At 69.9% G+C, this 12,190-nt stretch carries 12 protein-coding genes and 1 tRNA gene; 10 read left to right on the top strand and 3 right to left on the bottom strand.

What is annotated here, in order from left to right; translation table 11 throughout:
• Positions 1-15: 15 nt before the first annotated feature.
• From atpD to A9O67_RS03400, 4 genes are all read left to right on the top strand, one after another.
• Complete coding sequence (atpD, locus tag A9O67_RS03415) at positions 16-1,425, top strand: F0F1 ATP synthase subunit beta (protein WP_068607350.1); 1,410 nt, start codon at positions 16-18, stop codon at positions 1,423-1,425.
• A gap of 117 nt (positions 1,426-1,542) precedes the next feature.
• On the top strand, positions 1,543-1,959 hold the full coding sequence (locus tag A9O67_RS03410; protein WP_068607348.1) for a F0F1 ATP synthase subunit epsilon: 417 nt from the start codon (positions 1,543-1,545) through the stop codon (positions 1,957-1,959).
• A 98-nt stretch (positions 1,960-2,057) separates the two neighbouring features.
• The gene (locus A9O67_RS03405; protein WP_408033408.1) at positions 2,058-3,080 is read left to right on the top strand and encodes a YheT family hydrolase; all 1,023 of its coding nucleotides are present in this window, start codon (positions 2,058-2,060) and stop codon (positions 3,078-3,080) included.
• A 37-nt stretch (positions 3,081-3,117) separates the two neighbouring features.
• Positions 3,118-3,684, top strand: a complete 567-nt coding sequence (locus A9O67_RS03400; protein ID WP_068607346.1) for a DUF2946 family protein — start codon at positions 3,118-3,120, stop codon at positions 3,682-3,684.
• On the opposite strand, the gene aroQ is transcribed toward A9O67_RS03400, so the two are convergent.
• Both aroQ and A9O67_RS03390 read right to left on the bottom strand, forming a co-directional pair.
• A complete protein-coding gene (gene aroQ / locus A9O67_RS03395; RefSeq protein WP_068607344.1) occupies positions 3,621-4,094 on the bottom strand; it encodes a type II 3-dehydroquinate dehydratase in 474 nt (157 codons plus the stop codon). The genes A9O67_RS03400 and aroQ overlap by 64 nt on opposite strands.
• A 48-nt stretch (positions 4,095-4,142) precedes the next feature.
• Positions 4,143-4,652: a c-type cytochrome gene (locus A9O67_RS03390; protein ID WP_068607343.1), complete on the bottom strand. Its 510-nt coding sequence runs from the start codon at positions 4,650-4,652 to the stop codon at positions 4,143-4,145.
• A 166-nt stretch (positions 4,653-4,818) separates the two neighbouring features.
• On the opposite strand from A9O67_RS03390, the gene A9O67_RS03385 reads away from it, so the two are divergent.
• Both A9O67_RS03385 and A9O67_RS03380 read left to right on the top strand, forming a co-directional pair.
• A tRNA-Arg gene (locus A9O67_RS03385) sits at positions 4,819-4,894 on the top strand.
• A 55-nt stretch (positions 4,895-4,949) separates the two neighbouring features.
• On the top strand, positions 4,950-5,858 hold the full coding sequence (locus A9O67_RS03380; protein WP_185974528.1) for a GGDEF domain-containing protein: 909 nt from the start codon (positions 4,950-4,952) through the stop codon (positions 5,856-5,858).
• Between the two features lie 42 nt (positions 5,859-5,900).
• Here the strand turns inward: A9O67_RS03380 and A9O67_RS03375 are convergent, their stop codons facing one another.
• On the bottom strand, positions 5,901-7,244 hold the full coding sequence (locus tag A9O67_RS03375) for a glutamine synthetase family protein (protein WP_068607340.1): 1,344 nt from the start codon (positions 7,242-7,244) through the stop codon (positions 5,901-5,903).
• 183 nt (positions 7,245-7,427) lie between these two features.
• On the opposite strand from A9O67_RS03375, the gene A9O67_RS03370 reads away from it, so the two are divergent.
• The 4 genes from A9O67_RS03370 to gap all read left to right on the top strand — a co-directional run bounded on the left by A9O67_RS03370 (position 7,428) and on the right by gap (position 12,157).
• A complete protein-coding gene (locus A9O67_RS03370; RefSeq protein WP_068607394.1) occupies positions 7,428-8,627 on the top strand; it encodes a threonine ammonia-lyase in 1,200 nt (399 codons plus the stop codon).
• A 115-nt stretch (positions 8,628-8,742) separates the two neighbouring features.
• Positions 8,743-8,964 (top strand): hypothetical protein, encoded by a 222-nt coding sequence (locus tag A9O67_RS03365; protein ID WP_068607338.1) that lies wholly within the window; start codon positions 8,743-8,745, stop codon positions 8,962-8,964.
• Between the two features lie 39 nt (positions 8,965-9,003).
• A complete protein-coding gene (tkt, locus tag A9O67_RS03360; protein WP_068607336.1) occupies positions 9,004-11,094 on the top strand; it encodes a transketolase in 2,091 nt (696 codons plus the stop codon).
• A gap of 40 nt (positions 11,095-11,134) precedes the next feature.
• Positions 11,135-12,157, top strand: coding sequence for a type I glyceraldehyde-3-phosphate dehydrogenase (gene gap, locus A9O67_RS03355; RefSeq protein ID WP_068607333.1), 1,023 nt, complete (start codon positions 11,135-11,137; stop codon positions 12,155-12,157).
• Positions 12,158-12,190: the final 33 nt, after the last annotated feature.

The raw sequence follows: 12,190 nt of genomic DNA, 5'->3' as shown, positions 1-12,190 counted from the left end.
GACAAGGTTTCAATCATGGCTCAAGTTCAAGGCAAGATCGTTCAGTGCATCGGCGCCGTGGTGGACGTGGAATTCCCGCGTGACCAAATGCCCAAGGTGTATGACGCGCTGAAGATGGAGGGGTCGCCCCTGACGCTGGAAGTGCAGCAGCAGCTCGGCGACGGCGTCGTGCGCACCATCGCGCTGGGTTCGTCCGACGGCCTGCGCCGCGGCATGACCGTCTACAACACCAACGCCCCGATCACCGTGCCGGTGGGCAAGGCGACGCTGGGCCGCATCATGGACGTGCTGGGTAACCCGATCGACGAGCGCGGCCCGATCGACCAGTCGCTGACCAGCTCCATCCACCGCAAGGCCCCGGCCTACGACGAGCTGTCGCCCTCCACCGAGCTGCTGGAAACGGGCATCAAGGTGATCGACTTGATCTGCCCGTTCGCCAAGGGCGGCAAGGTCGGCCTGTTCGGCGGCGCCGGTGTGGGCAAGACCGTCAACATGATGGAGCTCATCAACAACATCGCCAAGGCGCACTCGGGCCTGTCGGTGTTTGCCGGTGTGGGTGAGCGTACCCGCGAGGGCAACGACTTCTACCACGAGATGATGGAGTCCAAGGTGGTCGTCTCCGACAACCTGGGCGAGTCCAAGGTGGCGATGGTGTACGGCCAGATGAACGAGCCGCCGGGCAACCGTCTGCGCGTGGCGCTGACCGGTCTGACCATCGCCGAATCGTTCCGCGATGAAGGCCGTGACGTGCTGTTCTTCGTGGACAACATCTACCGCTACACGCTGGCCGGTACCGAGGTGTCCGCGCTGCTGGGCCGTATGCCCTCGGCGGTGGGCTACCAGCCGACGCTGGCCGAGGAGATGGGCAAGCTCCAGGAGCGCATCACCTCGACCAAGGTCGGCTCGATCACCTCCATCCAGGCCGTGTACGTGCCGGCGGACGACCTGACCGACCCGTCGCCGGCCACCACCTTCGCGCACCTGGATGCGACCGTCGTGTTGTCGCGTGACATCGCCGCGCTCGGTATCTACCCGGCCGTGGACCCGCTGGATTCCACCAGCCGCCAAGTCGACCCCAACATCGTCGGCGAAGAGCACTACAGCACCACGCGTGCCGTGCAGGCCGTGCTGCAGCGCTACAAGGAGCTGCGCGACATCATCGCGATTCTGGGTATGGACGAATTGTCGCCGGAAGACAAGCTGGCCGTGGCGCGTGCGCGCAAGATCCAGCGCTTCCTGTCGCAGCCGTTCCACGTGGCCGAGGTGTTCACCGGCGCGCCGGGCAAGTACGTGCCGCTGAAGGAGACCATCCGCGGCTTCAAGATGATCGTCAACGGCGAGTGCGACCACCTGCCCGAGCAGGCGTTCTACATGGTCGGCACGATCGACGACGCCTTCGAGAAGGCCAAGAAGCTGGCCGGCTGATGCCCGACCCCCGAAGCGCCTGCGGCGCCTCCCCCTCGAGGGGGCGCCTCCGGTGGTCCGGCATAGCCGGTTCGGTGGCGGCCCCCGATCGCCCGCGTCGCGCAAAGGAGATCTGAGATGAGTACCATTCAAGTGGAGGTGGTGAGCGCCGAGGAGTCCATCTTCAGCGGCCCCGCCAAGTTCGTGGCCCTGCCGGGCGAGGCGGGCGAGCTGGGCATCCTGCCCGGCCACGTGCCGCTGATCACCCGCATCAAGCCCGGTGCCGTGCGCATCGAAAAGGCCGATGGGGAGGAGGAGTTCGTGTTCGTGGCGGGCGGCATCCTCGAGGTGCAGCCCAAGGTGGTGACGGTGCTGTCCGACACGGCCATCCGCGGCAAGGACCTGGACGAGGCCAAGGCCAGCGAAGCGCGCAAGGCCGCCGAAGAGGCGCTCAAAAACGCCAAGAGCGAGGTGGACCTGGCCAAGGCGCAGTCGGAGCTGGCCGTCATGGCCGCCCAGATCGCCGCCCTGCGCAAATTCCGCCAGAAGCGCTGAACCCCGTTGGCCCCGGCGCGTCCGGGGCAACCGCGATGCGGCCCGTGCCCCCTGTCGCTTCCGACACCGCCCCCCGGGGCGGTGTCGTCTTTTCGGGCCTGCCGTCGGTACCCGGCGCGGCGGGCGATGGGTGGCCGCGTCCCCCTGGCTGGCAGCGCAACGGCCATTGGCAGACCATCGGCGCGGCGCTGTGGGCGCGCCGTGGGGTGGCGGCCGCGTTGGGGTGGCAGCGCGAGCGCTGGACCACGCCGGACGGCGACTTCATCGACGTCGATCACATCGTCCCGCCGGGGGCGGTGGCGATGCTGGTGCTGTTTCACGGGCTGGAAGGGTCGTCGGCCAGCCACTATGCGCAGGCCTTCGCCGCGGAGGCCCAGCGCCGCGGCTGGGCGATCGCCGTGCCGCATTTTCGTGGATGCTCGGGTGAGCCCAACCGTGCGCCGCGGGCCTACCACTCGGGGGATTTCGAGGAAATCGCCTGGATGCTGGCGCGCGTGGCGCAGCGCTGGCCCGACTGGCCGCGCGTCGCGGTGGGGGTGTCGCTGGGCGGCAATGCCCTGTTGCGCTGGCTGCAGGAGGCGGGCGCCGGTGCCGCGGCGTGCGTGCAGGCGGCGGCGGCCATTTCGGCGCCGCTGGATCTGGCGGCGGCCGGGGCGGCCATCGACCGCGGCCTCAACCGCGTGCTGTATGCACGCATGTTTTTGCGCACCATGCGGCGCAAGGCGCAGGAGAAGTGGGCGCGCTTCCCCGGCCTGTTCGATCTGGAGCGGGCGCTCGCGGCGCGGACGCTGCGCGCCTTTGACGATGCGTTTACCGCGCCGCTGCATGGGTTTCGCGGTGTGGAGGACTATTGGCGGCGCGCATCGAGCAGACCCCACCTGCACGCAGTGCGGGTGCCGACGCTGGTGCTCAATGCGCGCAACGACCCTTTTGTGCCTGGGCTGAGTCTGCCGGATGCGGCGCAAGCGGGGCCGTATGTCCAACTGTGGCAGCCTGCCCGGGGTGGGCATGTGGGCTTTGCCGAGCCGTGCGCTCCGTGGGATCTGCGGGGCGATGTCGCCGCGCTGCCAAAGCGGGTCATGCCGTGGCTGGCCGAGGCGGCGGGCTGGCCCGGGCGGTGACACAATAGCCCCACGCGGAACAGGAAGAGGTCCCGACATGGACGACATCGTCAAGGCGGCGATGGCCAAGTGGCCGAACGTGCCCGATTGTTACGGCTGGCTGGGGCTGGATGCGCGCGGGCGCTGGTGGATGCGGGACGACCGGGCCCAGGCGGCCGGTCCGTTCGCGGGGGACGGGGCCACCCCTGCCAGCCGGGGGGCGGAGCTGCGCCACGACAAGCTGATTGCCTTCATCGGCCGCAACTACGGGGTGGACGGGCAGGGGCAGTGGTTTTTTCAGAACGGGCCGCAGCGGGTGTATGTGGAGCTGGAACTGACGCCGTGGGTGTGGCGTTTGGCGCCCGATGGCGGGGTGTTCAGCCACACGGGAGTGCCGGTGCAGGTGGATGAAGCCTGGCTGGACGAGGCCGGGCGTCTGTACCTGGCGGGGCAAATGGGCCTCGGCGTGGTCCACACGCAGGACATGCACCTGGCGGCAGAGGCGGTGGAGTCGGGCCGCTGGGTGCCGCAGCCCTGCCAGGCGGCGGCGTTGCCGGCGCGTTACGGCTTCGTGCTCAGCCCCGCGGCAGCGCGGCGGGCCAGCGCATCGAGCGCGAGCCGATAACCCTCGGGCCCGAAGCCGATGATGCTGCCCGCGGCCACCGGCGCAATCCACGAGTGGTGCCGGAAGGCCTCCCGGGCATGCACATTGGAGAGGTGGACTTCGATCACGGGCATGGGCGCAACACCCTTGATGGCGTCGTGCAGCGCGATCGAGGTGTGGGTGTAGGCGCCGGGGTTGAACACCACGCCGATGGCCTGACCCGTGCGGTGCAGCGCACCCCAGGCGTGGAGGTGATCGATCAGCACCCCCTCGTGGTTGCTTTGCGCCGTCTCGACGGTCAGCCCCAGGTGTGCGCCGTGTTCACGGCAGCGGGCCTCCAGATCGGCCAGCGTATCGGCCCCATACACACCGGGCTCGCGCGTGCCCAGCAGGTTCAGGTTGGGGCCGTTGAGGACCAGGACGCGGGTCATGGCGGGGCGGGCGGCGATGACGGGCGCGTCGTTGGCGTTCTGGGGCGTTTACTTGGACTCGGCCGCGGGCGCTGCCGGCTCGGTGAAGTTGGCGCCGCCCTGGTTGGCCAGATAGGCCACGGCGCGGGCGATTTCGATGTCACGGAACGCGCCGCCACCCTGAGCACCCATCGCGCCCTTGCCCTTGAGGGCGGAGTTGACGAGCGTGTCATACCCCTGCGCGATGCGCGGGGCCCAGGCGGCCTTGTCGCCGTGCTTGGGGGCACCGACCAGACCAGCCTCGTGGCAGGCGGCGCACTGCGCCTTGTACACATCGGCGCCGGCGGCCAGCGGGCGGTTGGCGTCGCGCAGTTCGACCGTGCCGACCTTCTGGATGCGCTGGGCCGTAGCCAGTTCGGGGTTGACCGCGCCGACCTGGGGCTTGTCGGCTTTGGTCACGTAAAACACCAGCCCGATGATCAGGAACACCGGAACGACGAACGCGAAGAAGGCCGTCCACCACAGTTGCTTCGGGGTCTTGATCGGCCCGGTGTGATTGTCGTGCGCGTGCTCGCTCATGGTGTCCCTTTGGAGGCGTGTAGCGGAGATCCGGTTGCCCGCGGCGCGGGGCGCCGTGCGGGGCATGCGGGGGTTGCCAAACCCGAGCATTATATCGAGGGGTTCCCCGGGGCTGCCCGCGCGGCCACCGCGCGGGCAGCGGGCTGATAGAATGCGCGTCTGGACTGCGGCTGTAGCTCAGTGGATAGAGTATCGGCCTCCGAAGCCGAGGGTCGTGGGTTCGATCCCCGCCAGCCGCGCCAAGTCTCACAACCTCCTTTGATTGCGGCCGCCGCGCGCGGCCGGGGAGTCAGGCGCGTGGGGATCCGGTTTGCCACCGACCAGTTGGAGGCCCTGCTGCGCAGCCTGCCGGATCCGGCGTTCGTGCTGAGCGCCTCGGGGCGCTACGTCGCGGTGTTCGGTGGCACCGACACGCGCTATTACCATGACGGCAGCCCGCTGGTCGGCCGTACGCTGCACGAGGTGCTGGTGCTGGCGCGCGCCGACGGCTTTCTTGCCGATATCCGGGCCGCGCTGCACGACGGCGGCCTGCGCATCGTCGAGTACGAACTCAGCAACCGCGATGTGCTCGGCCTGTCGGACGCCGGGCCGGCCGAGCCGATCTGGTTCGAGGGCCGCATCACGCCGCTGCCCTTCACCGTGGATGGCGAGGCGGTGGTGCTGTGGGTGGCCAGCAACATCACGCACCGGCGCCAGTTGCAGGAGCGGCTGCGCGCGCTCAGCGAGACCGACGAGCTGACCGGGTTGGCCAACCGGCGCCGTTTCCTCGTCGAGCTGCAGGCGTGCTTCGACGCCTTTGCGCGCTACGGCCAACCGGGGGCGCTGCTGTACCTCGATCTGGACCGCTTCAAGGCGATCAACGACCAGCTGGGCCACGAGCGCGGTGACGCGGCGCTGTGCGCGGTGGCGGCGGTGCTGGACGGGCACCGCCGGCGCACCGATCTGGCGGCGCGGCTGGGCGGCGACGAGTTCGTGCTGCTGTGCCCGCACACCGGCTTGGACGAGGCCCGTGCGCTGGCCGAGCGGTTGGCCGCGCCGATGGTGCAGGCCTTGGCGCCCTTTGTGCTGGGTGGCGGTCTGCGCGCGTCGGTCAGCGTTGGCTGGGCGGCGTGCGAGCCGCAGGACGCCAGCGGCGCCGACCTGGTGCGCCGCGCGGACGCGGCGCTGTACCGCGTCAAGCGCGCCAGCCGCGCCGCAGTCGCCTGACCCGGACCCACCGTCGCGCGAACGCCGGTTTGCGGGGCGGGCTCAGACGCTCAGCAGCAAAAAGCGCCGCTCCCACGGGCTGATGACGTCGAAGTATTCGCGGTACTCGGCCTCTTTGATGGCGGCGTAGGTGCGCAGAAAGTGTTCGCCGAACAGTTCGGCCAGCGGCTCGCAGGCCAGCAGGCGGTCGATGGCGTCGTCCAGGTGCCGCGGCAGCTGGTGGGGGTGTTCGTAGGCGCTGCCGGTGAGGGGCTCGGTGGGCAGCAGGCGCTCGCGCATGCCCAGGTAGCCGCAGGCCAGGCTGGCCGCGATGGCCAGGTAGGGGTTGACGTCCACGCCGGCCAGTCGGTTTTCCACGCGCCGCGCCTGCGGCGGCGAGTGCGGCACGCGCAGGCCGCAGGTGCGGTTGTCGTAACCCCAGCTCAGGTTGATGGGGGCGGCGGTGTAGCGCGACAGGCGCCGGTAGCTGTTGATGTAGGGCGCAAAGAAGGCCATCGCCGCGGGCAAATAGGTCTGCAGCCCGCCGATGAAGTGCAAAAAGGCGGGGGACGGCGAGCCGTCGGCCTGGCTGAAGACGTTGTGCCCGCTGGCGCGGTCGATGACGCTTTGGTGGATGTGCATGGCGCTGCCCGGCTGTCCCTGCATGGGCTTGGCCATGAAGGTGGCGTACATGCGGTGGCGGATCGCCACTTCGCGCACGGTGCGCTTGAACAGGAACACCTGGTCGGCCAGGGCCAGCGGCTCGCCGTGGTCCAGATTGATTTCCATCTGGGCGGTGCCCATCTCGTGGATCAGGGTGTCGAGCTGCAGGCCCTGCGCCTCGCACCAGTCGTAGATGACGTCGAAGATGTCGTCGTATTCGTTGACGGCGTCGATGGAAAAGCTCTGCATCCCGGCCTCGGTGCGGCGGGTGCGGCCGATCGGGGGTTTGAGGGGGATGTCCTCGTCGGGCTCGACCTCGACCAGGTAGAACTCCATCTCGGGCGCCACGATGGGCTGCAGGTCCTCGCGCTCGTAAAACGAGAGGATGCGGCGCAGCACGTTGCGCGGTGCCAGTTCGGCCGCGGTGCCGTCGAAGTGCACGCAGTCGTGGATGATCTGGGCGGTGGGTTCCTTGGCCCAGGGGACGATGCGCAGGGTGGACGGGTCGGGCACCAGCCGCATGTCGGGGTCCGCGACGGGGGTGAAGTCCTGCTCCGGGTAGTCGCCGGTGACGGTCATGGTCAGCACGGCTTCCGGCAGGCGCAGGCCGACGGCGGGGTCGTATTTGTGGCGCGGCACGATCTTGCCGCGGGCCTGGCCGGTCATGTCCGGGATCAGGCACTCGACTTCGGTGATGCGGCGCTCGTCGAGCCACTGCTGGATGCGTTGGACGTCGTCGTTCATGGGCGGAGGGGGCGTCGGGGCGTGGCCGCCAGTATGCGGCGATGTCGGCGCGGGTGTGGTGCCAGCCACTGCGGTGGGGGCGGCTCCATTGCGCAGCGCCCGGCGACAATCGCAGGCTGATCGCGGGTATGTCGCGGGTATGTCACGGGCATCGCGCCCGTCTTGTTTTTGGAGGGGTTTGGCATGATCGGTTTGCCCGATATCGAAGCCGCGGCCGAGCGGCTGGCGGGCCAGGTGCTGGCCACGCCGTGCCTGGAGTCGCGCACCCTGTCGCAGATCACCGGGGCGCAGGTCTTCCTCAAGTTCGAGAATCTGCAGTACACCGCATCGTTCAAGGAGCGCGGGGCCTGCAACAAGCTGGCGCAGCTCACGCCGCAGGAGCGCGCGCGGGGCGTGATCGCCATGTCGGCCGGCAACCATGCGCAGGGGGTCGCCTACCACGCCCAGCGTCTGGGGTTGCGCGCGGTGATCGTGATGCCGCGCTTTACCCCCGGGGTGAAGGTGGAGCGCACGCGCGGCTTTGGCGCCGAGGTGGTGCTGCACGGCGACACGCTGGAGGAGGCGCGCGCCCATGCCCGGGCGCTGGCGGCCGAGCAGGGCCTGACCTTCGTGCACCCGTACGACGACGACGCCATCATCGCCGGCCAGGGGACGATCGGGCTGGAGATGCTGCGCGCCCAGCCGGATTTGGAGGTGCTGGCGATTGCCGTCGGCGGGGGCGGCCTGATCGGTGGCGTGGCGGTGGCGGCCAAGGCGCTCAAACCCGACATCGAGGTGATCGGCGTGCAGACGCGGCGCTTCCCGGCCATGGTCAACGCGGTGACCGGCAGCCACTGGCCGCAGGGCGCCAACACGATCGCCGAGGGCATTGCCGTGGGCAGCCCCGGGGAGCACAACCTGGCCTTGGCACGGCGCTACGTGGACGACTGGCTGTTGGTGGACGAGGAGGACATCGAGCAGGCCATCGTGATGCTGCTGGAGATCGAAAAAACCCTGGTCGAGGGGGCGGGCGCGGCCGGGCTGGCGGCGGTGCTGCGCCACCCGGCGCGGTTTGCGGGGCGCAAGGTGGGGCTGGTGCTGTGCGGCGGCAACATCGATCCGCTGTTGCTGGCCTCGATCATCGAGCGGGGCATGGTGCGCGCCGGGCGGCTGGTGCGGTTGGTGGTCAGCACGCGCGATTTGCCGGGCCAGTTGGCGCGCATCGCTGCGGTCGTGGCCGAGGCGGGGGCCAACATCGACCAGGTGCACCACCAGCGGGCCTTTACGCTGCTGGCCGCGCAAAACGTGGAAATCGAACTGGTGCTGCAGACGCGCGGTCCGCAGCATGTGGAGCAGGTGATGCAGGCACTGCGCGCTGCCGGCTACGAGGTGGCGCGCCACTGAGGCCGGCATCGGTGCCGGGTCAGGTGTCGGCCAGCGGAGCGGACGATGGCCGCGCCATGGACGGGCAATAGACCAGCGGGCCGCGGCCCTGCGCACGGCTGGCTACACTGCGCGCATGGCGCAGGGGCAGGCACTGGTGGCGGTGCGGCCGCAGGGGCTGTACTGCCCGGCAGGCGACTTCTACATCGATCCATGGCTGCCGGCTTTTGGTGCCTTCACCGGCGGATACGCGGTGCCGGCCGCTGCCGGTCAGGCGCGCTGCGCCATCGCCGACGACGCCGTGTGGCCGGTGGACGGCCCGCCGCCCGCGCCTTGGCAGATCGGCCCCGGTCGGTAAAATCCCGGGGTTTACCCTGACCCCCACGGGAACCCCTTCATGACCACTTCGCGCGTTTCCCCGGCCGCCATGGCCAATGCCATCCGGGCGTTGGCGATGGACGCCGTTCAGCAGGCCAACAGCGGCCACCCCGGCGCCCCGATGGGCATGGCCGAGATGGCCGTCGCGCTCTGGGGCCGCCACCTCAAGCACAACCCGGCCAACCCGGCCTGGGCCGACCGCGACCGCTTCGTGCTGTCCAACGGCCACGGCTCGATGCTGATCTACGCGCTGCTGCACCTGACCGGCTACGACTTGGCCGTAGAGGAGCTCAAGGCCTTTCGCCAGCTGCACAGCAAGACGCCGGGCCACCCGGAGGTCGGCATCACCCCCGGCGTGGAGACCACCAGCGGGCCGCTGGGGCAGGGCATCGCCAACGCGGTCGGCATGGCGCTGGCCGAAAAGCTGCTGGCCGCCGAGTTCAACCGCCCCGGCCACACCATCGTCGATCATTACACCTACGTGTTCCTCGGCGACGGCTGCATGATGGAGGGCATCAGCCACGAGGCGTGCGCCCTCGCCGGGGCGTGGCGCCTGTCCAAGCTGATCGCGCTGTACGACGACAACGGCATCTCCATCGACGGCCAGGTCCAGCCGTGGTTCGTGGACGATACGCCGGCGCGCTTCCGCGCCTACGGCTGGCAGGTGATCGGGCCGGTGGACGGCCACGACGTCGAGGCGGTGGATGCCGCCATCGCCGCCGCCAAGGCGCAGGGCGCGCGTGCCGATGGGCGGCCCACCCTGATCGTCTGTCGCACCCGCATCGGCCAGGGCAGTCCCAACCGCGCCGGCACCGCCAAGGCGCACGGCGAGCCCCTGGGGGCCGAGGAGGTGCAGCGCACCCGCGAGGCGATCGGCTGGCCGCACCCGCCGTTCGAGGTGCCGGCCGACATCCGCGCGGCCTGGGATGCGCGTCCGGCCGGCGCCCGGGCCGAGTCGGACTGGGCTCAGCGCTTCGCGGTCTATCGCCAGGCGCACCCGGCGCTGGCCGCCGAGCTGGAGCGCCGCCTGCGCGGCGAGCTGCCCGCCGACTTCCACCAGCGCATGGTGGACTTGATCGTCGGCCTGCACGGGCAGGCGCAGACCGTGGCCAGCCGCAAGGCCAGCCAGTTGGCGCTGGAGGCCCTGACCGCCGCGCTGCCGGAGCTGCTGGGCGGCTCGGCCGACCTGACTGGCTCCAACCTGACGCAGACGGCCGCCACGCCGGCGCTGCGCTTCGGGGCCGATGGCCAGCCCGTGGCGGACGAACAGGGCCGCCTGGGGCGGCACATCAACTACGGCGTGCGCGAATTCGGCATGGCCGCGGTCATGAACGGCATCGCGCTGCACGGTGGCTACATCCCCTACGGCGGCACGTTCCTGACCTTCAGCGACTACAGCCGCAACGCCATCCGCATGGCCGCGCTGATGAAGCAGCGCGTCATCCACGTCTTCACGCACGACTCCATCGGCCTGGGCGAGGACGGCCCCACCCACCAGCCGGTGGAGCACGCGGCCAGCCTGCGCCTGATCCCCAACCTGGATGTCTGGCGTCCGGCGGATACCGCCGAGACGGCCGTCGCCTGGGGCGTGGCGCTGCAGCAGCGCGAGCGGCCCACGGCGCTGCTGCTCAGCCGCCAGAACCTGCCGTATGCGGCCAAGCCGACGTCCGCGCTGGCCCCCGATGCGTCGGGGCTGGATGCGATCGCCCGCGGCGGATACATCCTGGCCGAGCCCGTGGCGGTCGGCTTCAAGCCCACCAAGAAGGCCAAGGCCGTCATCGTGGCCACCGGCTCCGAGGTGGCGCTGGCGCTGCAGGCGCAGCGGCTGCTCGCGGCCGAGGGCATCCCGGTGCGCGTGGTGTCGCTGCCCAGCACGACCGTGTTCGACCGCCAGCCGCTGGACTATCGCCTGACCGTGCTGCCGCCCAAGCTGCCGCGCATCGCCGTCGAGGCGGGGTGCAGCGACTTCTGGTGGAAATACGGCTGCGCCGCCGTGGTCGGACTGGACCGGTTTGGCGAGTCGGCGCCGGCGGGCCAGTTGTTCGACCTGTTCGGCTTCACCGCCGACAACGTGGCCGCGACCGTGCGTGCCGTGCTCGGGCGTTCGTGACGCGCACCTTCTCCGATCTCATCCACTCAGGGACCACACCATGACCATCCGCGTTGGCATCAACGGTTTTGGCCGCATTGGGCGCCTGTCGCTGCGCGCGGCGCTGCAAGGGGGCTTTGACGACATCGAAGTCGTCGGTATCAACGACCCCAAGGGCGCCGACTACCTGGCCTACATGCTGCAGTACGACAGCGTGCACGGGCGCTTTCGCGGCAGCGTCGCGCACGAGGGCGACGACGCGCTCATCGTCAACGGCCGGCGCATTGCGCTCACCCACGAGCGCGACAACCCCCGGCTGCGCTGGGGCGACATGGGCGTGAACGTGGTGCTGGAGTGCACCGGCCAGTTCCTGACCACCGAAAGCTGCCAGGTGCACCTCGATGCCGGCGCCAAGAAAGTCGTCATCTCCGCCCCCAGCAAAGACGACACCCCCATGTTCGTCTACGGCGTCAACCACGGCGGCTACGCGGGCGAGGCCGTCATCAGCAACGCCTCGTGCACCACCAACTGCCTGGCGCCCGTGGCCAAAGTGCTGCACGACCGTTGGGGTCTCAAGCGCGGGCTCATGACCACCGTGCACGCCGCCACCGCCAGCCAAAAGACCGTGGACGGCTCCTCGCGCAAGGACTGGCGCGGCGGGCGCGGCATCCTGGAAAACATCATCCCCAGCAGCACCGGGGCGGCCAAGGCCGTGGGCAAAGTCATCCCGGCGCTCAACAAAAAGCTCACCGGCATGTCGCTGCGCGTGCCCACCAGCGACGTCTCGGTGGTGGACCTCACCTGCGAGCTGGAGCGCCCGGCCAGCTACGCCGAGATCTGTGCCGAGATGCGCGCCATGAGCCAGCGGCCGGTGGCCGAAGGCGGCATGGCGGGCGTGCTGGGCTACACCGAAGACATGGTGGTGTCCACCGACTTTCGGGGCGAGAGCTGCACCAGCGTCTTCGATGCCAAGGCGGGCATGGCGCTGGACGAGACGTTCGTGAAGGTCGTGGCCTGGTACGACAACGAATGGGGCTACGCCGCCAAGTGCCTGGAGATGGCGCGCATCGTCGCGCGCGGTTGAGCCGGCGGCATTGGCCCTTGGCCGCTGGCCGTT

It is taken from the genome of Tepidimonas fonticaldi (genome assembly GCF_001675355.1).
Lineage (GTDB): Bacteria > Pseudomonadota > Gammaproteobacteria > Burkholderiales > Burkholderiaceae_C > Tepidimonas > Tepidimonas fonticaldi.
The sequence above is the reverse complement of the archived record's forward strand: the minus strand, read 5'-3'. Positions and strand labels throughout refer to the sequence as shown.

Bases quoted from the DNA above. Each gene is read 5' to 3' on its own strand.
- atpD (WP_068607350.1), top strand. From the start codon at position 16: ATGGCTCAAGTTCAAGGCAAGATCGTTCAGTGCATCGGCGCCGTGGTG.
- A9O67_RS03410 (WP_068607348.1), top strand. From the start codon at position 1,543: ATGAGTACCATTCAAGTGGAGGTGGTGAGCGCCGAGGAGTCCATCTTC.
- A9O67_RS03400 (WP_068607346.1), top strand. From the start codon at position 3,118: ATGGACGACATCGTCAAGGCGGCGATGGCCAAGTGGCCGAACGTGCCC.
- aroQ (WP_068607344.1), bottom strand. From the start codon at position 4,094: ATGACCCGCGTCCTGGTCCTCAACGGCCCCAACCTGAACCTGCTGGGC.
- A9O67_RS03390 (WP_068607343.1), bottom strand. From the start codon at position 4,652: ATGAGCGAGCACGCGCACGACAATCACACCGGGCCGATCAAGACCCCG.
- A9O67_RS03375 (WP_068607340.1), bottom strand. From the start codon at position 7,244: ATGAACGACGACGTCCAACGCATCCAGCAGTGGCTCGACGAGCGCCGC.
- A9O67_RS03370 (WP_068607394.1), top strand. From the start codon at position 7,428: ATGATCGGTTTGCCCGATATCGAAGCCGCGGCCGAGCGGCTGGCGGGC.
- A9O67_RS03365 (WP_068607338.1), top strand. From the start codon at position 8,743: ATGGCGCAGGGGCAGGCACTGGTGGCGGTGCGGCCGCAGGGGCTGTAC.
- tkt (WP_068607336.1), top strand. From the start codon at position 9,004: ATGACCACTTCGCGCGTTTCCCCGGCCGCCATGGCCAATGCCATCCGG.
- gap (WP_068607333.1), top strand. From the start codon at position 11,135: ATGACCATCCGCGTTGGCATCAACGGTTTTGGCCGCATTGGGCGCCTG.